Here is a 24,055-nt window from a genome sequence, read left to right as displayed (position 1 = left end):
ACGAATTTGAACGCGTGATGAATGCATCTGTTATGAAAAACCCAAAAAGTAGTGGCTTAACTATACGGGAAGGCAGGGGCGGCTAACAATCATCCATGGCCTTCCGATACACTATGCAACCTAAGCCGCTGGTTTGTCATAATTACCTTAGAAATAGGTCAAGAGTAGCTCACATGTCTCATTTTTATCGTTTAGTGGTTTCCTGTCCTGATCAGGTGGGGATTGTTGCACGGGTCTCGAGCTTTATTGCCCAGCAGGGTGGTTCCATTACCGAAGCCAGCCAGCACTCCGATTTAGAAACCGGCTGCTTTTTTATGCGTTATGAAATTCTGGCAGATTCGGTAGGTATGTCGGTGGAAGCACTGCGCACGGCATTTGAGCCGGTGGCCAGCGAGTTCAATATGCAGTGGTCATTGGTGGATACCCAGCAGCGTCGCCGCGTGGTGCTGATGGTGTCACGGGAGTCACACTGCCTAGTAGATCTGCTTTACCGCTGGCAAGCGGGGGAGCTGGATTGCGATATTGTCGGGGTTATCTCCAACCATGACGATATGCGTTCGCTAACCGAATGGTACGGTATTCCTTATCATCACGTACCGGTCGACCGGGATAATAAGCAAGCGTCGTTTGCCAAGGTGCAGGCCGAAATCGATAGCGCCCGTGCCGACTGCGTGGTGCTGGCGCGCTATATGCAGATACTGCCCCCCGAACTATGCGCGCGCTATGCGGGGCGAGTAATTAACATTCATCACAGCTTTTTGCCCTCTTTTGCCGGTGCTAAACCCTACCACCAGGCGTACCAGCGGGGCGTCAAGCTGATCGGCGCTACCTGCCACTATGTGACCGAGGAACTCGACGCAGGCCCCATCATCGAACAGGATATCCATCGCGTTAGCCACTGCCATACGCCTACGGATCTCGTCCGCTTTGGCCGTGACGTTGAGAAAGCCGTGCTCGCTCGCGGTTTGCGCTGGCACTTGGAAGATCGCGTTTTGGTGCACGGCAACAAGACAGTGGTATTTAGCTAACGCTCATCAACCAGAGAGGGCGCTATGTCATTCGCGCAAAGTGTTTTAGCGCCCTGGGCGCTGCTGGTTACCTGGCTACTCTCGCTAGGGGTGATAGCGTGGGCACTTTGGGGGCGGCCGTGGCAGGGGTTGATTGAGGACACGGCGCTTCAGCACCGCTGGCTGGGCGCCACGCTGGCGGTCATGCTGATGTGGCAGCTCCGCGCGCAGGCGGTTGATTGGCTAACGCTGCATCTTGTTTTTACGGTGCTGATGACGCTTGTTTTTAAAGCGCCATTAGCGCTGATTAGCAACGTGCTGATCAATATCGCCATGGTGGTGATTGGTCGTAACGAGTGGATGTTACTGGGGGCAAATGTACTGGTTACCGGGATCGTTCCGGCGGCTGTCATTGGCACGGTGTGGCGGCTGGTAGATCGCCGCCTGCCGGATAACTTGATGGTCTTTCTGTTTGCCTGCGGCTTTTTCGGCGCGGCGCTGGCAACGCTGGGGGGAGGGCTGGCGGCGGTACTGCTGATTATCGTCGCAGGAACCGACCCAGAGGCCATCTATCTAGCCCAGGAGTACGCGCGCTTCTTACCGCTACTAATGCCTTCAGAGGCATTTATAACCGGCATGCTGCTGAGTATTCTGCTGGTCTATCACCCCAACTGGGTGGCCACTTTCAATGACCACCGCTATATCGACCTGCAGTAACAGCTGTTGTTAGCCAAGTGCCTGGCCGTTGCCGCCACGAATCACACCGACACCGACACCTTCGATATCCAGCGATTGGGAGCGTAGGTCGATTTCAATGGGCGCGAAGTCAGGGTTCTCTGCAAACAGCGTCACTTGGTGCCCCTGGCGTTTGAAACGTTTAACCGTTACTTCATCCTCCAGGCGAGCAACCACGATCTGGCCATCGCGAACCCGATCGGTGCGATGAACCGCCAATAAATCACCTTCCAAAATGCCAATGTCCTTCATGGAAAGGCCGCGCACGCGCAGCAAGTAATCGGCTTTGGGGGTGAAGTATTCGGCCGGCAGCGGGCAGTAGCGATCAATATGTTCAGCGGCCAATATGGGGCTGCCAGCGGCCACTTCCCCGATCACAGGCAGGCCAGTAGGCAGCGTCTCAATGTTGGCTGCAGGTAAAGTGGTGGCTGCACTATCCAGGACTTCTTGAGGCTCCTGGTTGGGCAGGCGGATGCCGCGAGAGGTGTTGCGGATAATGCGAATAACCCCTTTGCGTTCCAGCGCGCGTAGGTGCTCTTCAGCCGCATTGGGGGAGCGGAAGCCAAGCGCTTTGGCGATCTCTGCACGGGTAGGAGGGTAGCCAAATTCGCTCATAGTCTTAACAATAAAATCAAACACGTGCTGTTGGCGAGCGGTTAGCGGACGCGACATACCAGACTCCATAAATAGTGAATAGACAGTAACAAGTTAAATGTCGACTTAATCAATAAGTGGTTAAGTATACAGTATGTTCCTCTGTCCAGTATATGGCCTGCCAGTGCCTATTGCCGATGTCTATGCATTTTTCCTAATCGTTTGAAACTAAGTTTCTGCTTATTTAATGCGTGACATTTTGTCAATAAATCAAGCGTTGAGCCCGCCTACGTTATGGCATAGTATTTTGCTATGTTTTAAACACCTGTTTCCCTGGAGAGCGACATGGCTCAATCTGATACGGTGACCCGTATACTCGACACCGCCGAGGTGCTGTTTGCAGAGCGGGGTTTTGCCGAAACTTCGCTGCGCAACATCACTAGCAAAGCGCGGGTTAACTTAGCCGCTGTTAATTACCATTTCGGTTCGAAAAAAGCCCTGATCCAGGCAGTTTTTTCCCGCTACCTGGATCCTTTTACTCAACGTTTTCATACCGCGCTGGATGAGCTGGAAGGTCAACACGCTGGGCGCGTTATCCCGCTTGAAACACTGCTCGAAACCATGGCCACGACCGTTCTTGCGGTGCCCGCCGAACGCAATAGTTTAAAAGTATTTATGCGCTTGCTCGGCCTTGCCTACAGTCAAGCGCAGGGGCATCTCAGGCGCCATATCCAGCAAGAGTATGGCGATGTGTTTACCCGCTTCAGCGAGCTTGTGCGTAAAGCAACCCCCGACCTTCCTGACGCAGAGCGCTTTTGGCGGCTACACTTTATGCTTGGCACGGTAATATTTACCCTGTCTGGCCTTGACGCACTTCGCGATATCGCGGAGAAGGATTATCACGAACAGGTATCTGTGCGTGATTTGGTAAGACGGTTGCTCCCGGTAGTCGTGGCTGCCATGAATGCACCGTTACCCCTGGCCCTTGAAGAAGGCAAGCCAGAAGAAGGAAAACATGCGAACGCCTACGCTAGCTGAGTTACCACCGACCGAGAATATCTGGCTGGAGATTGATACTACCCAACAGCAGCTTCGCTGTTGGCGCGGGCCGAAAGTGCTCCATGAGTGTTCGATTTCATCCGGGGCCGCCGGGAGCGGGCAGCTCAATGGCAGTGGTAAAACACCCCACGGCTGGCACTATGTGCGCGCGGCCATTGGTGGCGGTATGCCCGAAAATGCGGTCTTTCGAGGCCGTCGCTGGACGGGCGAGACGTTTTCACCCGCGCTTGCCGAAGCTCATCCACAGCGTGACTGGATTTTGACTCGTATCCTGTGGCTTTGCGGGTTAGAAAAGGGCGTCAACCGCGGTGGTCAGGTGGACTCACAAAGGCGCTATATTTATCTACACGGAACGCCGCCTGAAGAGCCCATGGGCGTTGCTGCTTCCCACGGCTGTATTCGATTACGCAATAGTGATTTGCTATACATCTTTTCGTTAGCGTTGCCGGGCACCCCGGTTTGGTTGCACGGCGGCCGACAGTGCTTTGATTAATCAGGTTTTGACACCGCTAAACGATCGTCTAGAATCATCGCCCCTTTTAATGGACCTATCACGATGACTCAACCGTTAGGCCCGGTCATGCTCGACCTTGAAGGCCCAAAATTGACGGCTGCAGAAAAGCGCTTGCTGCTAGAACCGACGGTAGGGGGCGTTATTCTGTTTGCCCGCAATGTCGAGAATGGCTATCAGGTTCGCAAGCTCTGCAGCGATATTCGCCGCGTACGTGCTGATTTACTACTCGCCGTGGATCAAGAGGGTGGTCGCGTTCAGCGCATTAAAGAAGGGTTAACACGCCTACCCGCCATGGCGCGTATCGGCGACTGCTATCGCGCGAATCCCGAAGAGGGACTTGTCTTAGCCAAAGATGCCGGTTGGTTGCTGGGGATGGAGATGGCCGCCTGTGGGCTGGATCTGAGCTTCGCCCCGGTATTGGATGTTGAGAGCGGTCTATCCAGCGTTATTGGTGATCGTAGTTTTGGTGGCGACCCTCTGCACGTGGCCCAACTGGGCAGCGCCTTTATTCAAGGGCTTCACGATGCCGGTATGGCTGCAGTGGGTAAGCATTTCCCCGGCCATGGTGGGGTCGCTGCGGACTCCCATGTTGCATTGCCAGTAGACGACCGCCCGCTAGAAGTGATTAAACAGCACGATCTTGTGCCCTTTACCCAGTTAGCCTCGCAGTTAGATGGAGTCATGCCTGCGCACGTTATTTACACTGCTTTCGACACACGCCCGGCAGGCTTTTCTCCCAACTGGTTGGGCATGCTGCGGGAGTCGCTAGGCTTCAAAGGCTGCATTTTTTCAGATGACCTGAGTATGGCAGGCGCCCACGAAGCAGGTGACCCCAAAGCGCGTGCCCAGGCAGCGTTGGCAGCCGGCTGCGATATGCTGCTGGTATGTAACGACCGAGCCTCTGCGCTTGAAGTGATGGAAGCATGCCAAGGAATCAATTCTAAGCGCCCCGCTAAACTGCGTTATAGCCGAGCGCGACCTGATCTTGACGCGCTGAGTGCACTGGGCCGATGGCGTCGTACCCACGCTAAGCTGGAAGCGCTAGCGGATAAGCCGAAGCCCGGCGCTGAATAAACCCCTTACTTAAATAAATGAAGTTTTTAACCCGCCGTGGAGTTGGTAGATGTCAAAGTTGGATAAAGAAGCCTTAGAGTCGCTGGACTCGATGCGCGAACTGATGGATAACGCCGACTGCCTAATTTCCCAGCAAGAGGTAGAGCGGGCGCTAGATCGTATGGCGGAAGAGATTACTCGGGATTTAGGCGATAAACTGCCGGTTTTTTACTGCGTAATGAATGGGGGCTTGATTACCACCGGTCACCTGCTTACCCGCTTGGGCTTTCCGCTAGAAGTGGATTATCTGCATGCTACTCGTTACCGCAACGAGCTGCGCGGCGGCGAGCTGTTTTGGCGCGTTTCCCCGGAAGTGCCAATGGCAGGCCGCCACGTAGTGATTGTTGACGATATCCTGGATGAGGGTGCGACGCTGGCGGCCATTTTAGCTTACTGCGAAGAAGCCCAGGCCGCCAGTGTCACCACGGCGGTACTGGTGGATAAACAGCACAACCGCAAAGCAGTGCCCGGTTTAAAAGCTGACTACTGCAGTCTGGAAGTTGCCGACCGCTATGTGTTTGGCTTTGGTATGGATTACAAAGGCTACTGGCGCAACGCACCGGGGATTTTTGCCCCCAAAGGCATGTGATCCACTGGGAACTCTCATAGTTATTGTCTTAGCGGGGCGAAAAGCGCCTCGCTAAACCAGTTTCGGCAATCATCCGCGTTGAAATCTCCTCCACCGAGAAGCGCGTCGCATCAATAAAAGGAATGTGCATGGTGCGATAGAGAGACTCTGCCTGCCCTACCTCTTGCAAGCACTGATCCATCGAACTATAGCGGCTATTGGGGCGTCTCTCGTTGCGAATCGCCGACAAACGTCGCGCATCGATGGTTAAGCCAAACAACTTTTGCCGATGGGGCGAGAGCGCCTTGGGTAGCTTCAGCATGCCATCTTCGTCTAAATCGTCTTCCGTCAGCGGATAGTTAGCCGCCCGAATGCCAAACTGTAGTGCCAGATAAAGCGAGGTAGGGGTTTTGCCGCAACGTGAAACGCCGACCAGAATGATATCCGCTTTATCATATTGGTGGGTGCGGGCTCCGTCGTCATTATCCAGCGCGAAGTGAACGGAGTGGATGCGATCCATATAGACGTCATCGCTGCCAATTGAGTGCGTGCGCCCAACGCTGTAGGAGGAGTGGGTCTCTAGCTCTTGCTCCAAGGGTTCCAGAAAGGTTGAAAAAATATCGACCTTGAAGCCCGATGCCTGACGAATAACGTCGCGAATTTGTTGATCCACAATGGTGTCGATAATGATCGGGCGATGGCCATCGCGGTTGGCCGTCGACTCAATAATCGCTGCTAACGCCTGAGCTTTTTCCAGCGTATCGATATAGGGCTTGGTCTGCATATCGATTTCAACATCGCTGAACTGGGCCAGCAAGCTACGCCCTAAACTCTCCGCTGTGATGCCGGTGCCATCTGAAATAAAAAAAGCCGTACGTTTCATAACGAAATCCACTGGTGAGTGATCCGGCTATTGTGAGCCGAGCCGTTTGCCAGCACAACGGGTCATCATCGGTTGTCATTTCGGCGTCGCATGCGCCTGACTACATAAATAGCCCAAAAAGCTCTGCTGTTGTAAAAATCCTCCACTCCCTTCGCTATTAGACCAATGGCGAATATATTGGCGCGGTGCTAGGGTGTCTTGGTCAATTATCCATGGTCTTCAAAACCATGCCGATATCTAGAGCGAGGGGGTTACGTGGAAGAGTACATTCTGTGGTTCGATCAGCTGGGTATGGCGGATGTCGAACGCGTAGGTGGTAAAAACGCCTCGCTGGGTGAAATGATTTCTAACCTGTCCGGTGCTGGCGTAACGGTTCCTGGCGGTTTTGCCACCACCGCCCACGCTTATCGTGAATTTCTCTCCCACGAAGGGTTAAACGATCGCATTAATGCCACCCTGGCGCGCCTGGATGTCGACGATGTTAAGGCGCTGGCCGAAGCGGGTCGTAATATACGCCAATGGATCATCGATACACCGCTGCCCGCTACTTTTGAAGCGGCCCTGCGCGATGCTTACGGTCAACTGCAGCAACAGCATCCGCAACTGAAAGTGGCCGTGCGCAGCTCAGCTACCGCCGAAGACCTACCCGACGCCTCCTTTGCAGGCCAACAAGAAACCTTCCTGAATATCGAAGGCTTCGACAACATCAAGCGCGCAGTGCACGAAGTCTTCGCTTCGCTATTTAATGATCGCGCGATCTCCTACCGCGTGCATCGTGGCTACGCCCACGAAAATGTCGCCTTGTCGGCAGGCATACAGAAAATGGTGCGCTCGGAGACCGGCGCGGCAGGCGTTATGTTCACCCTGGATACCGAATCCGGCTTTAAAGATGCCGTTTTCGTCACTGGCTCATGGGGCTTGGGCGAAACCGTGGTGCAGGGTGCAGTCAATCCGGATGAGTTCTACGTGCACAAGCCGACCCTGGCGGCCGGCCGCCCAGCGGTGCTGCGCCGTAATTTAGGTTCCAAGCTGATCAAGATGGTTTACGGCCAAGATGCCAGCGCCGGTAAATCGGTTGAAACCGTCGATGTGCCCCATAACGACCGCGTCCGTTTCTGTATCAATGATCAGCAGGTGATGGATCTGGCCCGTCAGGCGATGACCATTGAACAGCACTACCAGCGACCCATGGATATTGAGTGGGCGTTGGACGGCGATGACGGTGAGCTTTACATCGTTCAGGCGCGTCCTGAAACAGTTGTCTCTCAGCAGGAGGGCGGCAAACTTGAGCGCTTCCAGCTGCGTGAGAAGGGCCGCACGCTAATCACTGGTCGGGCGATTGGTCAGCGCATTGGTCGGGGCACCGTCAAAGTCGTGCTAAGCCCGGACGACATGGATAAGATCCATGATGGCGATATCCTGGTCACCGACATGACCGACCCGGATTGGGAGCCGATCATGAAACGTGCTTCCGCGATCATCACCAATCGCGGTGGGCGTACCTGCCACGCAGCGATCATTGCCCGTGAATTGGGTATCCCCGCGGTGGTAGGCTGTGGTGATGCGACGACTCAGTTAAAAGAGGGTATCGACGTCACGGTTTCTTGTGCGGAAGGCGACACCGGCAATGTGTATGAGGGTCTGCTGGAGTTTGACTGCAAAGTCTCCAGCGTTGATGCGATGCCGGAAATACCCTTTAAAATCATGATGAATGTGGGCAACCCTGATCGCGCCTTTGGTTTTGCCAGTCTGCCTCACGCAGGCGTGGGCTTAGCGCGTTTGGAATTTATCATTAACCGCATGATCGGCGTCCACCCTAAAGCGCTATTGGAGTACGACACGCTGCCGGTTGACTTGCAGCAGGTGATCGATTTACGTACTGCGGGTTACACCGACCCGGTCAGCTTCTATGTCGATAAACTGGTTGAAGGTATCTCGACGTTGGCGGCGGCGTTCCACCCCCAGCGCGTCATCGTGCGGCTGTCCGACTTTAAATCCAACGAATACGAAAACCTGATTGGCGGCAAGCTCTATGAGCCGGGTGAAGAGAACCCCATGCTCGGTTTCCGGGGTGCATCGCGCTACATTTCAGAGGCATTCCGTCCCTGCTTTGAACTAGAGTGCCGGGCGCTCAAGCGGGTCCGTGAAGAGATGGGTTTCGAGAATATCGAAATTATGGTGCCCTTTGTGCGCACCACCGATGAAGCGCGTGAGGTGGTAGAGCTGCTCGCAGCCAATGGCCTCGAGCGTGGCGGCCCCACCGGCCTTAAAGTGATTATGATGTGTGAGCTGCCCGCCAACGCGCTACTGGCCGATGAGTTCCTCGAGTATTTTGATGGTTTCTCCATTGGCTCAAACGATCTGACCCAGCTAACGCTAGGCTTGGATCGTGATTCGGGCATCGTTGCGCACCTGTTTGACGAGCGTAATGGGGCGGTTAAAAAGCTCCTGGCCATGGCAATTCAAGCCTGTAAGGCGAAGGGCAAATATGTTGGTATCTGCGGTCAGGGGCCTTCAGACCATCCCGATCTGGCTAAATGGTTGATGGAGCAGGGTATCGATTCTGTCTCACTCAACCCCGATGCGGTAATAGAAACGTGGTTTATGCTGGCAGGGCAAAAAATCGACTAATCGAGCCCGCCTTAGCTTTTACTTTACGCCCGGCCATTGTGCCGGGCGTTGATGTTTTAATAGGCTACCCTTTTGGAGTGGTTTTTTTAACTTGTCGTGGAGAGCGCTGAGATGTCACCAAAATCGGTTAAGTTTGCGCTACCTGTTTTGCTGGTAGCGCCATTGTATAGCTGGGGGTTTAGCTATGAGACACCCTCCATTTCTCCTGAAAGCGAGTCGGGGTATGAAGAGAAGCCCGGCTGGGAAGCAGAGTCGTTTGCGGTAGCTGCGGCCAACCCGCTAGCCACCGATGCCGGTTACCAAGTCCTGAAAGCCGGCGGTAACGCCATTGATGCAGCCATCGCGGTGCAGATGGTGCTGAACCTGGTCGAGCCTCAGTCCAGCGGTATTGGCGGTGGTGCTTTTTTGATGCACTACGATGGCGATGAGGTGCGTGCCTACGATGGTCGTGAAACCGCGCCCCAAGGCGTTAACGGTGAGCTCTTTATGCAGGATGGTGAGCCGCTGGCGTTTAATGAAGCCGTGATTAGCGGCCTCTCCGTGGGAGTGCCTGGAACGCTGCGTATGCTTGAGAAAGCTCACGCTGAGCATGGCGAACTGGCCTGGGATGCGCTATTTACCCCGGCAATCACTCTGGCTGAGGAGGGGTTTGCGGTTAGCAATCGGTTGCATACTAGCTTGGCAGGCGATGAATTCCTGCGCCAAGACCCATTAGCGAGTCAGTTCTATTATGATTCAGACGGTGAGCCAATTGCGGTTGGCGAAACGCTTAAAAATCCGGCCTTGGCAGCTGTTTTTCGCCGTGTAGCAGAGCAAGGCAGCGCTGCCCTGCATGAAGGCACAGTGGCGGAAGACATCGTTGAACGCGTTCAGAGCCACCCAGAACGCCCAGGCGGTTTGACGCTTGAGGACATGAGTGGTTATGAAGCGCTTAACCGCGAGCCGCTGTGCACGCCTTGGCAACAGTGGGAAGTATGCGGTTTCCCGCCACCTTCATCGGGTCATCTGACCGTGATGCAAATTTTAGGCATGCTTGATCAGCAGCCACTGCTTGAAGCCCCATTAGACAGTGGTGCTGCAAGCAGTGGGTGGCTGCATCAATTCTTGGAAGCCTCTCGCCTAGCCTTTGCCGATCGTGGCCGTTACATTGCCGACCCCGATTTTGTTGAGTCGCCGGGCGGCGACTGGTCACTGATGCTGGCCCCGGAATACTTGGAGCAGCGCAGTGCACTTATTGAAGAGATGAGCATGGGTGATAGCGCTGAGCCGGGTAACCCGGGTGAACTTGCCGTTAGCTGGGCTAGTCAGCCCGAGCAGCCCGAGTACGGTACCAGCCATATCAGTATTGTCGATGAGGACGGCACCGCGGTTGCCATGACCACCACTATCGAGCAGGCATTTGGCTCGCGGATTATGTCTGATGGTGGCACGGGGTTAGCGGGTGGTTTCCTGCTTAATAACGAGCTCACCGACTTTTCATTTGCGCCGGAAGTGGATGGCGTTCCAGTGGCGAACCGAGTAGAACCCGGTAAGCGGCCACGTTCCAGCATGAGTCCAACACTGGTATTCGACCAAGAGAGTGGTGAGCTAGTCGCTAGCTTGGGCTCACCAGGTGGCGCTGCCATTATTCATTACACCGCCCGTACGCTAGTAGCGATGCGTGACTGGGGGCTAAGTGCTCAGGAAGCACTCAACCTTCCCCATGCCATTACGCTGGGCGGTGATGTCTATGTGGAAGAGGGTCGTTTTTCGGAGTCGACCATCGAATCATTGCGCGAAAGAGGCCACACAGTAAGCGAGCGGGAGCTAACCAGCGGGCTCCAGGCCATTATGCGGCTAAACGATGGCACGCTGTTTGGTGGCGCTGACCCACGTCGCGAAGGGGTAGTAATGGGCGATTAAGTAAACACCTACTGGCGAAGCCAGTTGCGCAGCTTCACCAGCATAAGCGCCCCGTCGCTTAATTCGCGCCGATCGTAAATAAGTTGTGTTAAACGATCTGGGTAGTCGGTGATGATGGCATCGACACCCAGGTCGATCAGTGTCGACATTCGGGCTCGATCATTGACGGTCCAGGCGTGTATCTCGTAGCCATACAGCCTTGCTAAGTGAATTTCCCCTTCCGTGATGCGGTTATGCCGTAGCCCTAGTGCATCAAATTCGCGCCGATTGAGTGTGCCAGGCAGTATAAGCTGGGCCAGTAAGGTAACGCGCAGTTCGGGCGCTTGGGCTTTGATATGCTTAAGTAATGAAGGTGACATGGTGGCCATGCGCATAGCTAAAAGTGCATTGGGGAAACCACACAATGCATAGCCATCGAAGGCGCTTTGTTGGGTCGCCCAGCAGCGATAGCGCACATCGCTCTCTACATTTAAGGCATCAATAACGGCATCGGCTAACGCCTGCTCTTGGCCTGGCAGAGGTTTAATGTCGATCATTAATCCCGCTTTTCCGCGTACTCTTTCAAGTGCTTCGTCCAAGCCAGGAATGTTCTCGCCTTGAAATGCATCGCCAAACCAACTGCCCACATCAAACTGGCTCAACTGTTCTCTGGTTAGCTCGCCAAACTCACGGTTGTCGCCGGTTAGCCGCGCCATACTGCGGTCATGGTAGAGCATTACCTGCTGGTCACTGCTTAAGCGCACGTCAATTTCGATATAGTCAGCACCATCAATCAGTGACTGTTCTAATGCGGCAAGGGTATTTTCGGGCGCCACCATCGAGCTACCTCGGTGGGCGATCACCGCAACATTGTCACGTATCTCAAAGCTATTGAGTATCCACCATGCTTGTAGGCCGGCAAAAATAAGCACGCTGAGCTCTACCGCCCAAGCCAATTTGCCCGCATTGACATCCTTTGGAGGTGGCGCTGGGCGCGCTTCTCGGTGAGCCAATTGCATATATAGGCAGGCGGAGAGCAGCGCGTTGGCGGCAATGCCGATAAAGGTAATGGCCAGGGTGACCAGTACATAGCCGATCAAGTACGTGAGCATCGCTGGTATAAGCACGGCATTATGCTCGGGCAACCACCACAGTAGCGGCGTAAATAGCCGATCAAACAGCAGCGTAACCAGCAGCGGTAGGCAAACAATCACCACCAATAACAGAAGTACAGCAGCGCCAATGGAGCGTCGCCAGCCGCGGGTTAAGCTAACGCTACGCTTGAGAGCTTGCCAGGGGTTAGAGCTTTCCAGTGCAACGAAAGGCAGAGCCAGTAGCCAGCGCAGATAGAGCCATGACGCTGACCATGCCCAGGCGATGATCAGCGGCAGCGCACAAGCAATGAAATACCATAGAGCGGGGGGGCGGACACGCTGAAGGTAGTAAGGGTCTATACCACTCAGCCAGAAGTCGTAAAGCCAGGCGAGCCCGACCATAAAGGGGGCAAGCAGTAATAAGTGCGTGCCTACCTGGAGTATGACAAGTCCCGCCAGGGCATGCAGTCGACGAGAGCTCAGCCAAAGTGCTTCAAGAGCTAGTCGATAGTGATTATCGCGAGGTCTGACGGCGACCTGAAGCATTCCAGCCTGCTGCCAGTAAATAATCAGAAAAGCGAACCCAAGCCCTACCAGCATGCCTACCAAGCCCAGCGGGCTAAAGAGCAGTGCAATCAATTCATCGTTAGTGACAACGGTGCGGTTGAGTTGGGCCAGTAGTCCACGAATCACCCAGGTGATCGCTGGCAACAACAATGCTGAGGCGAGCAGTGTGAAAAATAGGTGATAAGCGATCAGTGGGCGAAGATGATCGCGCAATGTGCGCAGTAAGGCGGAGCCAAGGTAAGTCAAAGGCTGTATCGTCATTAAGCGGTAAGAATGGATCACCAGGGTGGCAGTAACCGCCACACCTGGCAAGGGGCTCTTCTAACACAAACTTCATTAATAAAGGTTCGTTATTAAGAAAGCGGCAACTCACTCTCCGCAATGAGTATGCCGTTGTTATCTGCATACAGCCACTGACCGGGCTGAAGAGTAACACCAGCAAAGGTAACGTCGATATCGCGCTGTCCTTCGCCACGTTTTTCGCTTTTGCGCGGATGGCTGCCCAGTGCCTGAACGCCAATCGGCAGGGCGGCGAGTATATCCACATCGCGCACGCAGCCATACATGACGACGCCCGCCCAACCATTGGCGACAGCCTGCTCGGCGAGCATATCACCCAGCATGGCGCAGCGGTGCGAACCACCTGCATCAACCACCAGTACCGCCCCGTTACCCGGCTCGGCAACGGCCTGCTTAACCATGGAGTTATCTTCAAAGCACTTGATCGTACGAATAGGGCCGTAGAAGGCTTCCAGGCCGCCAAAATTGGCAAACAGCGGATCAAGTACTGCGACCTCTGGATGCGCATCGCATAGATCGGGCGTCACTATATCAATCGAATTCGTCATCACATGCTCCTAAGAATAAAAGCTGTCGGCATTCAAACTGTCTAGAAATGTAGTGCATAAAAAACGCCCCGCTCTGCAAAAACAGTGGCGGGGCGTTCGGTCATCGACTCAGACAATGCAATAGGTCACATCCTCTGCGATGGTGCGAGCATCGGCGATGGGGCGGCCTGTCTCAAGCGCTTAACAAGCGTTAGGCTTCTTGAGCGACCGGAATCACGTTTGAGGCGATCTTTTGATACTCCTCAATCTCGTGAAAGTTCATATAACGATAAATCTCGCCCGCCATGGCGTCAAACTCACCCATATAGCGTTGATACTCTTCAACACTGGGTAGGCGTCCTTCTACTGCGGCAACGGCCGCCAGTTCCGCAGAGGCGAGGTACACATTCGCACCATCACCCAAACGGTTCGGGAAGTTACGTGTAGACGTAGACACCACGGTGCTCTTAGCGGCAACGCGGGCCTGGTTACCCATACACAGTGAACAACCCGGCATCTCCATACGGGCACCGGCACGGCCGTAAATACCGTAGTAGCCCTCTTCGGTCAGCTGATGCTGATCCATTTTCGTCGGTGGTGCCAGCCACAGCCGGGTTTTTAAACTACCGGCAGGCTGCTTCTCAAGCAGTTTGCCAGCGGCCCGGAAGTGGCCGATGTTGGTCATGCATGAACCGATAAAGACTTCGTCGATTTTCTGGCCAGCGACTTCAGACAGCAGGCGCGCATCGTCCGGGTCATTCGGTGCACAAAGAACCGGTTCTTTAATTTCAGCCAGATCAATTTCGATAACTTCGGTGTATTCGGCATCCTGGTCGGCACGCATCAAACTGGGGTCAGCCAGCCACGCTTCCATGCCTTCAATGCGACGGCTAATGGTGCGCTCGTCGCCGTAACCGTTGCCCATCATCCACTTCAATAGGGTGATGTTGGACTTCAAGTACTCGGTAACACTCTCTTCAGACAGTGTGATGGTACAGCCAGCGGCGGAGCGCTCGGCGGACGCATCAGAAAGCTCGAATGCTTGCTCAACGGTTAAGTCTTCCAGACCTTCAATTTCCAACACGCGCCCTGAGAAGGCGTTTTTCTTGTTAGATTTATCAACGGTCAGCAAGCCTTGCTTGATGGCGTAGAGCGGAATGGCGTGAACCAAGTCACGCAGGGTAACGCCAGGCTGGCGCTTGCCCTTGAAGCGAACCAGTACCGACTCCGGCATATCCAGCGGCATAACGCCGGTGGCAGCAGCAAACGCCACCAGGCCTGAACCGGCCGGGAATGAGATGCCGAGCGGGAAACGGGTGTGCGAGTCGCCGCCGGTGCCCACCGTATCAGGCAGCAGCATACGGTTGAGCCAGCTGTGGATGATACCGTCACCGGGGCGTAGCGAAACACCGCCACGGTTCATAATGAAGTCGGGCAGGGTGTGGTGAGTATCCACATCTACGGGCTTCGGGTAAGCCGCGGTGTGACAGAACGACTGCATGACCAGGTCGGCTTGGAAGCCCAAGCAGGCAAGGTCTTTCAGCTCATCACGGGTCATCGGGCCAGTGGTGTCTTGTGAGCCAACGGTAGTCATCTTGGGCTCGCAGTACATGCCGGGGCGAACGCCCTCTAGGCCACACGCTTTACCGACCATTTTCTGGGCTAAGGTGAAGCCTTTGCCAGTATCTTTAGGCTGATCGGGTAGGCGGAAAACGTCAGAGGTGGGCAGACCCAGCGACTCACGCGCCTTACCAGTCAAACCGCGGCCAATGATCAGGGGAATTCGGCCGCCAGCGCGTACTTCATCCAGAATCAACTGCGTTTTAAGCTCGAAAGTGGTGATTACGTCATCGCTATCGTGTTTGCACACTTTACCTGCATAGGGATAAACATCGATGACGTCGCCCATGTTCAGGTTGGTGACGTCCATCTCAACCGGCAGGGCGCCTGAGTCTTCCATTGTGTTAAAGAAGATAGGCGCAATTTTGCTACCGAAGCAGAAACCGCCAGCGCGCTTGTTAGGTGCGTAGGGGATATCGTCGCCGAAGAACCAAAGTACCGAGTTGGTGGCTGATTTACGCGATGAGCCGGTGCCAACTACGTCGCCTACATAGACGACCGGAAAGCCTTTGGCTTTAACGTCGTCGATTTGTTTGAGCGGGCCAGTGGTGCCTGGAACCACTGGCTCAATGCCGTCGCGCTCGTTTTTGAGCATGGCGTTGGCATGGAGCGGAATATCCGGGCGTGACCAGGCATCCGGCGCAGGTGACAGGTCATCGGTGTTGGTTTCGCCAGGAACTTTAAACACACTCAGGGTAATTTTTTCAGCCAGTGCCGGCTTAGACAGGAACCACTCGGCGTCTGCCCAGGACTGGATAACCTCTTTAGCAACGCTGTTGCCATTTTTGGCGCGGCTTTCCACATCGTGGAAAGCGTCGAACATCAATAGGGTGTGCTTGAGCTGTTCGCCTGCTTCGCGGGCAAGCTCCTCGTTATCGAGCAGCTCCACCATTGAAACGATGTTGTAGCCACCCTGCATGGTGCCCAGCAGCTTGACGGCGTGAATTTTGTCGATCAGCGGAGAGCTTGCTTCACCTTTAGCAATGGCGGTGAGAAAGCCAGCTTTTACATAAGCGGCTTCGTCAACGCCCGGCGGTACGCGATTGGTGATTAAATCGAGGATAAACTCCTCTTCACCGGCCGGTGGCGTTTTCAGTAGCTCAACCAGTGAGGCTACTTGTTCGGCGGTTAGGGGTTTGGGCGGGACGCCCTCAGCGGCACGTTCCTCGACATGGTGGCGGTAAGCTTCAAGCACGTTTGGGCCCTCTCATTGACGTTCTCATTTGACGTTCTCATTAAGCTTATGGTGACGGCCTGCAGGTTGCACGGTATGAGGCATGCAGTGAGGCTGATCACATATGACATACGCTTGACAAACAGCGTGTGGTTGGATGGCTAAGATTCTACGGCAAACTGTCGACAATGTTAAGCTGGCAAGCAGAGACGGCTCTTGTACTTTATGTTGATGCCACGATTTAAACGAATCAAAAAAGCGCTTTTTATTAGCCAATTGGCTAAAAAGCAGGAAAGTTTTTTTCCTTTTAGTAGCCAACCTCCAGCTCGACGGGTGTGAATGTCGTTACAGCGCGTTACCATAGCCCTCACTTTATAACCTTAGAGCGATCCTACTGCTGTGGTGCTTTTGTAAGCGCGATTATTAAAGGTGTGTGGAGCATTTTTAAGTGCGCAACTACATTAGTGATAGTCGATGCAGGGTATGAAGAACGCAATGCAACAGGGAACTATAAGCGCCTTGTGCACTTATATGTTGTACAATAATGAGATATAAGATTGGTAATGGTATTATGTTGATACAACCTGGTATGTCACAGCCTTCAATACAAACGAGTGTCTTGAAAACGGCTGATCACGCGGTTAAAGCGGACGATCTACTGCCGAAGAGTTTGCTCGATTTTCTGGCCTGTGCAACGCCCGAGGCGTGGTTGCAATGGGCGCTCGAAAACCCAGAAACGCTGCTGATTGACCACGCGCAGTGTGAAAAAAAAGCCGCTTCTACCGCAATGAGCTTGCTTTATCGCTACGTTGACCAGCCTCTGTTGCTAAGCAAAATGTCGCAATTAGCTCGTGAAGAGTTGCTGCATTTCGAACAGGTAGTTGCGCTTATGGAGGCACGCGGTGTGGCCTACCAGCACTTAACCGCTTCACGTTATGCAGAAGGCCTTAGGCGACACCTGCGCAGCAACGACCCGGAGCGGCTAATCGATGTATTAATTATCGGCGCACTGATAGAAGCGCGTAGCTGCGAACGATTCGCTTGCTTGATTCCTTATTTAGACGAAGAGCTAGCCAAGTTTTATCGCACCCTGGTGAAGTCAGAGGGCCGTCATTTTGAGGACTACCTATTACTGGCTCGCCAGCAGACATCGGACTCTATTGATGAGCGGATCGCCTTTTTTGTAGCGCGTGAAGCGGAGCTGATTACTACGCCCGATACGGCTTTTCGTTTTCATAGCGGTGTGCCAGCTTAAGCCGCTTAGCCCGGCAGGATGTTTATCATGCGCGATGCTCGTGAGACAGACCAGTTAACTCTATTTGGTCACTTTTCGCTAACCCAGGGCGAAGACGTATTAACCCACTTTAGTTACGACAAAGTGAAGGCGCTGCTCGTTTATCTGCTGCTGCATAGACAGCCGGTTAATCGGGCCGCGCTGGCCGAATTGCTATGGCCCGACCAAGGGTTATCCTCAGGCAGAACTAACCTTCGTCACGCGCTGCACTGTTTGCGCCAATCGTTAGGTGAGAGCGCCGATCAAGTGTTGAGTGTCTCCCGGCAAACGATTGCCTTCCAGCTTCCCGCCAATTGGAAAGTCGACCTGCATACGCTGCAGCAACTGCTTGAAGGGCCACGCGACTTAGACACCTTGGAAGCATTGATGTCCTGCTACCAAGGTGACCTGATTGAAGAGCTTCAATTGGCAAGCTGTAGTGAATTTCAGCGTTGGTTAGTCCAGGTGCGCAATGAGTGGCGCCAACGCGTCATTCGTTTTGCTGAGCAGGTGCTCGACGGGCATACCGATGTGCCTGATCTGATCCTGGAAACCCTGGTCAGTCGCTTTTCCGGCTACGGCCCGTTTCATGAGCGCTTGGTACGCCAACTGGCTGAGCAGAACCAAATGGCCGCCGCTCACGAGCAGTACAATAGCTACTTGCAGCTACTGGCGTTGTCAGGTCAGCAGCCTGAGCCCAGCTTCCTGCAGTTAGCCAGCTACTGGTCTGATGGTCACCACGACCCCCGCATGATGAGTCCTCAAGGCGCGTTTTCCCGCGCGCTGGCGGCGGATAGCAAGCCTCTTCGTGAAGATGAGATTGAGTTGCGCCAGCTATCCGTGATGGCTATCCGGCTACGCTTAAAAGGGGATTGGCAGGATCGTGCAGCAACGCGCCACTGCCTCACTCTTCAACTGGAGCTATTGCGCTGGCTAGAGCAGCAGTGCCATCACTTGGGCGGCTTCTGGCTGCCTGGCGCCACCGGCGGCTTGGGGCTGGCATGTTTCGGCACACATGGACCTGCTCACCAGCTAGCTGAGTTGGTAGCGCTCTATGAGCACTGCCGTCAGGCGCTTCCCCAAGAGAGTGCCCGTCACTGGTCTGGTGAAGGCGAGGTGCCGCAATTTGAGCTGGCCGCTGGTTTGCACAGCGGGCGAGTTGTCTACCTGCCCGAGCGGCAATTGGCGGACCCGCTGGGACAAGTCACCCAAACCTCGCTGGAGCTAATGAGCGCAGCCGAAGGCAGTGAGCTTGTTATCTCTCAAGAAGCCAGCCAGCACATGCCACCCGCACTTGATCTACAGCCACGGCTGGTATCGCGTTTGGTGGCTAGCGACGGTCGCGTTCGACTGCGCGCTCTAGTGCTGGGCCAAAACGAAGGCGGCCGCGATGCTCTGCCGCCTAGCCTGGTCGGGCGTGAAACCTCTCTGCGTACGCTGCGCGATGCGTTGGCGCGGGCAGGTATAGGTTTGCGTCAAAGCGTGTTAGTCCGCGGGGCGTCTGGCATGGGTAAGTCGGCGCTGATGGTCGGTTTCCGCCAGTTAGAGCTTAGTCGCGATGCGGCTATTTGTTGGCAGCCCACCACGCGGCTATCGGTGCTAGACCCTTACGGCGTTGCTCGCACGCTGGTTAGCTGGTATCTCAAGCAACCGCTGACCGTTGAGGCGATTCACGAGCTACAGGCGACGCTGGCGTTTGATCAGCTTACGCCCGAGCGACAGCACCTGCTGGAAGAGGCGCTTGGGGTGCACGAAGTTCAGGAGATCACTCAGCTTGCTCAAAGTGGTGAAGCCGTTGAGCTGGTGGTGATGTTGCTGCACCGCTTAATCGAGCGTCAAGCCACCACGCATACCCTGGTGCTGATGATCGATGATTTGCAGTGGCTCGATGAGCCTTCGTTTAAAGTGCTCGCTGGGCTGCAGGCACGTTTACCTATCAACACCGCCTTTATGCTGGTGGCTAGCCACCACGGCCGAGAATTGCTGCCGGTGAAATTGCACTGGGATCAGCAGATTAGTTTGGGGAATCTGGATTCGCAGCAGTCTTCACGACTATTGTCGCAGCTCTCACGGCGCTACCGCATTCACTTGAGCCCACGGCTACGCAACCAGATTATAGAGCGCTGCGATGGCGTGCCTCTCTATATGCAGGAAATTTGTCGACGCTTGGATATGGATCGCCGCGAAGGGCGCAGTGTCCAGTTCAATGAACTGCCAAAAGGGTTATTAGGGCTGCTGGCAAGCCGTATTGATCAGCTTGAGGGTGACCGCGAAATTGCCCACGTAGCCGCAGTGCTGGGTAAGCGCTTCCGGTTGGATTTCCTGCTCGAGTGCAGCGGTTGGGAAAAAGGGCGGCTTAACCAAGCGCTCGAACATATGCGGGCGCTGGAGATTGTCGAGCCGGTCGATAAAGAGAGCGGTGAGCAGGAATACCAGTTTAGCCATCAGCTGCTGCAAGAAGCGGCCTATCTCTCCTGTCCGCGGGATGTGCGGGTCAAGCTGCACCAACAGGTGGTGACCTTAATAGAGGAGCGCTTCCCGGTATGGATTAGTCGCCACCCCGGCGATTTTGCCACCCATCTGCGCCGGAGCGGTCATTATGCCCGTGGCGCTCGCTATTTCGAACTGGCCGCCCGGGAAGCACTTAAAGTGAGCGCCAACCGAACCGCGCTACGTATGGCCGATTTCGGTTTGGCAAGCCTGCGCCACGTTGAGCATGAGGTTGAGCGTGAAGTGAGTCTACTCACCGTGCGTGGTCAGGCGGCGTTCTCTCTTGAGGGGCACGGCTCGCCAACCGCTCACGAAAGTTTTGTACGTGCCCGGGAGCTGCTGCGCGAATCGGGTACCGATAGCCTGGAGGACCCCGAAGATCTAGAGCAGATATTCCTCGTTAAATGGGGGCTCTGGGTGGGGCGCAGCCAGCGCTATGCCCATGCCGATGCCTTCGCACTGGCGTCGACGCTTGCTGATCTTGCCGCACGCCTTGAAGACCCTCGCTATCGTCGTTTGGCCGACTATGCCCGCGCCAACTGCGAGTACTGGGCGGGTCGCATTCAGCAGGCTCACGACCATTTAGATGAAATCGATCCGCTCAATGCGCAAATGATGATCGAATGGCTGCCGTTCTCCGATCATCCGCAAGTTTCGGCCGCCTGCTTCCAAGGCTGGGCGCTCTGCCTGCGCGGTGATTATCAGCGTGCCGAGCGTCAGGTGTCAGCGGCGATTCGACTGGCGGAGAAGATTGCCCACCCCGGCACTTTGGCGCTGGCGCTGCTATTTGCCGCTGCGCTCTATCGCCAGCTAGGCCACATCCACCTCGCTGCGCGACATGCGGAGCGGGCAGCAGCAATGACCGGGACGCCTGATTTACAGCTGTGGCAAATTTCCAGCCAGTGTATTCTCGGTTGGCAACGAGCCCTGGCCGGCGATGCTACCGGGTTGACTCAGTTACGCGACAGCCTGGATCAGATGGCGGAGCTGAACGGTCGCGACCGCTACCAGCGGCCGGTGCTGTGGTACTCGGATGCCTGCATTGAACTAGGCGAGTTAAATGCCGCAGAGGAGTACCTCGATCAGTGCTTGGTGATTGCTCGCGAACGTACCACGCTATTTTTGCCCGAATTAGCCACCCAACTGGCCAAGGTGCGTGATCTGCTTGGACACCCCGCCAATGAGGTCAAGGCATTGGCGGAAATGGCGATAAACCAGTCCCGCGAGCACGGCAATCGCCACCAGGAGCTAGCGGCTCTTGAGCTATGGCTGACGCGTATTGAGCCCAACGACCAGCAGGCGAAAGAGAGCTTTAGGCAGCTGTTGAGCGAAGTCAGCCACAGCGATGCGCCGGTGCTAACCCGCTGGATCAGCTTGCTGGATCGCCGTTTGCCGCGGCCGGTAGGCGCTGAAGGTTGATAAGCAAAAGCAGGGCACTCTTTATCGAGTGTCCTGCTCCAGCCACCTCAAGGTGGCGAGCGCCTCTTCCCGGTGCTCGCCGCACACACTAGCGTCAAACTTAAAGCGCTCGCAGACCCTGGGGCGGCTCGGATCGCCGAATAAACGGCACAGATTATCCCCGTCTAACTGAACGCAGCGGACGCCCGCCGGCTTGCCCTCAGGCATGCCGGGGATGGCTGAACTGATTGAGGGCGCGATGCAGCAGGCGCCACACCCCGCACGACACCCTTCACTCATAGCCTAGCACTTGGACTAGGTGAAAATACGGCAATCGCGCCCTTGTTAATGCCCTCAAAGGCTTGGATGCGCGTGGTTACGCCGCATTGCGTGGCAACCTCTTTTGCCAGCCAGGCGGCAATATTTTCTACCGTGGTGGGGCCGGGGAGCACTGCGCATAGCGACTGTGGCAACGTAATAGAGAAATCGCCTTGGGCGGCCCGATAGCCGCAGGTAAGGAAGTCGTTATCCCGGGAGGTGATATCCGCCTCTTCAAGCAGGTAGCGATTTTCCAGCCATGCGGCCCACTGTTGTTCTAGCTTAGGTTGACGCACCTCTTTCTGAAAGATATGTAGCCGCGAACGGTGGCCGTGGGCGATACGCTGGCAGTTACCTGCGTGGCGCTTCAGGCCGTGTGTGTAGCCATAGGCAGCGCCTTCAATGGCCTCGTCGTTAAGCGTTAGGGTGACCTGGTGGACATTTTTAGGGCGCTGTTCGGTGAGCTGCTGGCTTAAATGCTCAGCTACCGTGTCAAGCTCAATGGTTTGCCAGGGCAGCAGGCTAAACGCCTCTTTGGGGCCGCGCACTTCCATCGGGTAGGGCGTGTTGGTACGCACACAAACACCTTCAGGGCACTCTGTAATAGTCACTCCAGGCGCCTGGGTGGGCACTAGAAGAGTATGATCTAAGCCGCTATCTAGTGTGCGCTTGATCCACGGCTTGACTTCACCAAAATCGAACAGCATGCCATCTTCGCCCAGCTCGCCATCCAGCACTGCGTCCACCTGCCAGCTACAGCCCACTAGGCCGCGCTGGGGGCACCAGAGGGAGACGTCGATATGGGTCAGTTGGTTTACGAATAGGGACATTAATCAAAGCCTGCTAATTTGTGCATTTGTAGCGACAGACGCCACTGTGGGTTAGCCATACAGTAGGCGGTCGCTTCAACGACGTTGGTCTTATCCCGATTGAGAGGAGCAAGATCCATCGGCTGTAGAAAGAAGTGGCGAAACCCTAGGCTTGAAAACTGCTCTGGGGGAGCATCTGCCTGGGGGTAAACGAGCTTTAACTCGTCGCCTTGGGTAACGGCCAAAGGGTTGCTGCCCTTAGGGCTTACGCATAACCAGTCAATGCCTGGGGGTGGGGCCAGCGTACCGTTGGTCTCGACGGCCACCTCAAACCCATGGCTGTGCAGCGTGGCAATCAGCGCCGTGTCAAGCTGCAGCAGCGGCTCACCGCCGGTAAACACCACATAGGGCGTCGCATGTAGCTTGGTGTCACCGCCTTGGCTGGGCCAGAGCGCGGCAATATGCTCAGCAAGGCCGGTGGCAGTGGCAAACTTGCCGCCATTGATGCCATTAGTGCCGATAAAGTCAGTATCGCAAAAGGTGCATTTAGCCGTTGCCCGATCAATCTCACGGCCCGACCACAGATTGCAGCCGCTGAAACGACAGAACACGCTCGCTCTGCCCGCTTGGGCGCCTTCCCCCTGCAGAGTATAAAAGGCTTCTTTGACCTGATACATCAGCGCTGACCTGCTGCGTTGTCTACGCTGTAAGCCAGTGGGTCGGTGACACCGTTGGCGGCAAAGGCGGCCAGTCGTTCGCGGCAACTGCCGCACACGCCACAGGCCAGTTCTCGGCCTTCGTAGCAGGTCCAGGTATGACGGTAATCCAACCCCATCGCGAGGCCTTCACGCAGGATGTCGGCTTTGCTTACTGTGAGGTAAGGGGCGTGGAGCTGCACTGGTTCGAAGTTGGCGATGCCTGCGACGTGATTCATCGCTTCGACGAACTCGGGGCGACAGTCGGGGTAGAGAACGTGGTCGCCGCCATGGGCACCGTAGTCGACTCGCTCTGCGCCAATGTTGACTGCCTTGGCAATCGCCAGGGAGAGCAGGATCATATTGCGATTGGGTACGACTGTCGCGCGCAGGTTGTCCGTGTCGTAGTCGCCTTCGGGCATTGCTTGTTCGGGATCGGTGAGCGCCGAATTATCAATCAGGCCGTGTATGGCGCGAATATCGACCACTTGATGGGGCAGTCCCAGCGAAGCACATACTTGGCGGGCAGTATCGAGTTCGCGGGCATGCCGCTGTCCATAGTCGAACGAAAGCGCGTGTACCGTAAGCCCTTCACTCAGCGCGCGGTGGAGCACGGTAAAAGAGTCCATTCCACCGGAATAGATAACGACGGTCGTGGTGGCTTTATCAGCCGCCACTGGGGGTATTGAGGACATGAGAAAACACTCTTTGTCGGAGAATTTATTAATCGCGAGCAGCATTTGACTGGCGCGGCGTTCCGGGGTCCGGTCCGGAAGGGCGGCAGTTTACGCAATAGCCGTTAATC

The 24,055-nt window shown here is 55.3% G+C and carries 19 protein-coding genes; 10 read left to right on the top strand and 9 right to left on the bottom strand.

All coding sequences use genetic code 11. From position 1 onward, the window contains the following. Positions 1-173 precede the first annotated feature (173 nt). Both purU and QHL1GM_RS04505 read left to right on the top strand, forming a co-directional pair. Complete coding sequence (gene purU / locus QHL1GM_RS04510; RefSeq protein WP_071693405.1) at positions 174-1,028, top strand: formyltetrahydrofolate deformylase; 855 nt, start codon at positions 174-176, stop codon at positions 1,026-1,028. 24 nt (positions 1,029-1,052) lie between these two features. Further along, on the top strand, positions 1,053-1,724 hold the full coding sequence (locus QHL1GM_RS04505) for an energy-coupling factor ABC transporter permease (RefSeq protein ID WP_071693404.1): 672 nt from the start codon (positions 1,053-1,055) through the stop codon (positions 1,722-1,724). Between the two features lie 9 nt (positions 1,725-1,733). On the opposite strand, the gene lexA is transcribed toward QHL1GM_RS04505, so the two are convergent. Next, complete coding sequence (gene lexA, locus QHL1GM_RS04500) at positions 1,734-2,414, bottom strand: transcriptional repressor LexA (protein WP_071693403.1); 681 nt, start codon at positions 2,412-2,414, stop codon at positions 1,734-1,736. 267 nt (positions 2,415-2,681) lie between these two features. On the opposite strand from lexA, the gene QHL1GM_RS04495 reads away from it, so the two are divergent. From QHL1GM_RS04495 to QHL1GM_RS04480, 4 genes are all read left to right on the top strand, one after another. Then, the gene (locus tag QHL1GM_RS04495) at positions 2,682-3,374 is read left to right on the top strand and encodes a TetR/AcrR family transcriptional regulator (RefSeq protein WP_071693402.1); all 693 of its coding nucleotides are present in this window, start codon (positions 2,682-2,684) and stop codon (positions 3,372-3,374) included. Next, positions 3,352-3,888 (top strand): L,D-transpeptidase, encoded by a 537-nt coding sequence (locus tag QHL1GM_RS04490; RefSeq protein WP_071693401.1) that lies wholly within the window; start codon positions 3,352-3,354, stop codon positions 3,886-3,888. Before QHL1GM_RS04495 ends, QHL1GM_RS04490 begins: the two co-directional genes overlap by 23 nt. Positions 3,889-3,951: 63 nt before the next feature. Beyond that, entirely contained in the window at positions 3,952-4,983 is a 1,032-nt protein-coding gene (nagZ, locus tag QHL1GM_RS04485) for a beta-N-acetylhexosaminidase (protein WP_071693400.1), read from the top strand. A gap of 49 nt (positions 4,984-5,032) precedes the next feature. Next, positions 5,033-5,611, top strand: coding sequence for a hypoxanthine-guanine phosphoribosyltransferase (locus QHL1GM_RS04480; RefSeq protein WP_009286922.1), 579 nt, complete (start codon positions 5,033-5,035; stop codon positions 5,609-5,611). Between the two features lie 28 nt (positions 5,612-5,639). Here the strand turns inward: QHL1GM_RS04480 and QHL1GM_RS04475 are convergent, their stop codons facing one another. Continuing rightward, the gene (locus QHL1GM_RS04475) at positions 5,640-6,473 is read right to left on the bottom strand and encodes a pyruvate, water dikinase regulatory protein (protein ID WP_071693399.1); all 834 of its coding nucleotides are present in this window, start codon (positions 6,471-6,473) and stop codon (positions 5,640-5,642) included. Between the two features lie 255 nt (positions 6,474-6,728). Here QHL1GM_RS04475 and ppsA point away from each other — a divergent pair, with 255 nt between their 5' ends. After that, positions 6,729-9,104, top strand: coding sequence for a phosphoenolpyruvate synthase (gene ppsA, locus QHL1GM_RS04470; RefSeq protein ID WP_071693398.1), 2,376 nt, complete (start codon positions 6,729-6,731; stop codon positions 9,102-9,104). Between the two features lie 111 nt (positions 9,105-9,215). Continuing rightward, positions 9,216-11,006 carry a gamma-glutamyltransferase gene (gene ggt, locus QHL1GM_RS04465; protein ID WP_071693397.1) on the top strand — a complete coding sequence of 597 codons (1,791 nt, stop codon included), beginning with the start codon at positions 9,216-9,218 and terminating at the stop codon, positions 11,004-11,006. Between the two features lie 8 nt (positions 11,007-11,014). Here the strand turns inward: ggt and QHL1GM_RS04460 are convergent, their stop codons facing one another. The 3 genes from QHL1GM_RS04460 to acnB form a co-directional block, all read right to left on the bottom strand. Further along, positions 11,015-12,958: a glycerophosphodiester phosphodiesterase family protein gene (locus tag QHL1GM_RS04460; RefSeq protein ID WP_071693396.1), complete on the bottom strand. Its 1,944-nt coding sequence runs from the start codon at positions 12,956-12,958 to the stop codon at positions 11,015-11,017. Positions 12,959-12,999: 41 nt separating this feature from the next. Further along, a complete protein-coding gene (gene rraA / locus QHL1GM_RS04455) occupies positions 13,000-13,494 on the bottom strand; it encodes a ribonuclease E activity regulator RraA (RefSeq protein ID WP_175540349.1) in 495 nt (164 codons plus the stop codon). Between the two features lie 190 nt (positions 13,495-13,684). Further along, entirely contained in the window at positions 13,685-16,288 is a 2,604-nt protein-coding gene (acnB, locus tag QHL1GM_RS04450) for a bifunctional aconitate hydratase 2/2-methylisocitrate dehydratase (protein WP_071693394.1), read from the bottom strand. A gap of 568 nt (positions 16,289-16,856) precedes the next feature. On the opposite strand from acnB, the gene QHL1GM_RS04445 reads away from it, so the two are divergent. Both QHL1GM_RS04445 and QHL1GM_RS04440 read left to right on the top strand, forming a co-directional pair. Continuing rightward, complete coding sequence (locus QHL1GM_RS04445) at positions 16,857-17,522, top strand: tRNA-(ms[2]io[6]A)-hydroxylase (RefSeq protein ID WP_139245639.1); 666 nt, start codon at positions 16,857-16,859, stop codon at positions 17,520-17,522. A gap of 27 nt (positions 17,523-17,549) precedes the next feature. Next, a complete protein-coding gene (locus tag QHL1GM_RS04440; RefSeq protein ID WP_071693392.1) occupies positions 17,550-21,449 on the top strand; it encodes an AAA family ATPase in 3,900 nt (1,299 codons plus the stop codon). Between the two features lie 21 nt (positions 21,450-21,470). Here QHL1GM_RS04440 and QHL1GM_RS04435 read toward each other — a convergent pair whose 3' ends face one another. Genes QHL1GM_RS04435 through queC form a run of 4 tightly spaced genes read right to left on the bottom strand, consistent with a single transcriptional unit; the run spans position 21,471 to position 23,945 of the window. Beyond that, complete coding sequence (locus QHL1GM_RS04435) at positions 21,471-21,728, bottom strand: YkgJ family cysteine cluster protein (protein ID WP_071693391.1); 258 nt, start codon at positions 21,726-21,728, stop codon at positions 21,471-21,473. After that, a complete protein-coding gene (locus tag QHL1GM_RS04430; RefSeq protein ID WP_071693390.1) occupies positions 21,725-22,576 on the bottom strand; it encodes a 6-carboxytetrahydropterin synthase in 852 nt (283 codons plus the stop codon). The genes QHL1GM_RS04435 and QHL1GM_RS04430 overlap by 4 nt, the downstream gene beginning before the upstream one ends. Next, positions 22,576-23,232, bottom strand: a complete 657-nt coding sequence (gene queE, locus QHL1GM_RS04425; protein ID WP_071693389.1) for a 7-carboxy-7-deazaguanine synthase — start codon at positions 23,230-23,232, stop codon at positions 22,576-22,578. Before queE ends, QHL1GM_RS04430 begins: the two co-directional genes overlap by 1 nt. Continuing rightward, positions 23,232-23,945 carry a 7-cyano-7-deazaguanine synthase QueC gene (queC, locus tag QHL1GM_RS04420; protein WP_071693388.1) on the bottom strand — a complete coding sequence of 238 codons (714 nt, stop codon included), beginning with the start codon at positions 23,943-23,945 and terminating at the stop codon, positions 23,232-23,234. Before queC ends, queE begins: the two co-directional genes overlap by 1 nt. Positions 23,946-24,055 lie beyond the last annotated feature (110 nt).

The organism is Halomonas sp. QHL1 (genome assembly GCF_001882345.1).
Classification (GTDB): domain Bacteria; phylum Pseudomonadota; class Gammaproteobacteria; order Pseudomonadales; family Halomonadaceae; genus Vreelandella.
This window is presented reverse-complemented; position numbering and strand designations above follow the sequence as displayed.

Coding starts and splice junctions, on each gene's coding strand:
- QHL1GM_RS04440 (WP_071693392.1), top strand. CDS start 17,550: ATGCGCGATGCTCGTGAGACAGACCAGTTAACTCTATTTGGTCACTTT.
- purU (WP_071693405.1), top strand. CDS start 174: ATGTCTCATTTTTATCGTTTAGTGGTTTCCTGTCCTGATCAGGTGGGG.
- lexA (WP_071693403.1), bottom strand. CDS start 2,414: ATGTCGCGTCCGCTAACCGCTCGCCAACAGCACGTGTTTGATTTTATT.
- queE (WP_071693389.1), bottom strand. CDS start 23,232: ATGTATCAGGTCAAAGAAGCCTTTTATACTCTGCAGGGGGAAGGCGCC.
- QHL1GM_RS04505 (WP_071693404.1), top strand. CDS start 1,053: ATGTCATTCGCGCAAAGTGTTTTAGCGCCCTGGGCGCTGCTGGTTACC.
- QHL1GM_RS04490 (WP_071693401.1), top strand. CDS start 3,352: ATGCGAACGCCTACGCTAGCTGAGTTACCACCGACCGAGAATATCTGG.
- rraA (WP_175540349.1), bottom strand. CDS start 13,494: ATGACGAATTCGATTGATATAGTGACGCCCGATCTATGCGATGCGCAT.
- ggt (WP_071693397.1), top strand. CDS start 9,216: ATGTCACCAAAATCGGTTAAGTTTGCGCTACCTGTTTTGCTGGTAGCG.
- QHL1GM_RS04430 (WP_071693390.1), bottom strand. CDS start 22,576: ATGTCCCTATTCGTAAACCAACTGACCCATATCGACGTCTCCCTCTGG.
- QHL1GM_RS04480 (WP_009286922.1), top strand. CDS start 5,033: ATGTCAAAGTTGGATAAAGAAGCCTTAGAGTCGCTGGACTCGATGCGC.
- QHL1GM_RS04495 (WP_071693402.1), top strand. CDS start 2,682: ATGGCTCAATCTGATACGGTGACCCGTATACTCGACACCGCCGAGGTG.
- QHL1GM_RS04445 (WP_139245639.1), top strand. CDS start 16,857: ATGTCACAGCCTTCAATACAAACGAGTGTCTTGAAAACGGCTGATCAC.
- QHL1GM_RS04435 (WP_071693391.1), bottom strand. CDS start 21,728: ATGAGTGAAGGGTGTCGTGCGGGGTGTGGCGCCTGCTGCATCGCGCCC.
- queC (WP_071693388.1), bottom strand. CDS start 23,945: ATGTCCTCAATACCCCCAGTGGCGGCTGATAAAGCCACCACGACCGTC.
- nagZ (WP_071693400.1), top strand. CDS start 3,952: ATGACTCAACCGTTAGGCCCGGTCATGCTCGACCTTGAAGGCCCAAAA.
- QHL1GM_RS04475 (WP_071693399.1), bottom strand. CDS start 6,473: ATGAAACGTACGGCTTTTTTTATTTCAGATGGCACCGGCATCACAGCG.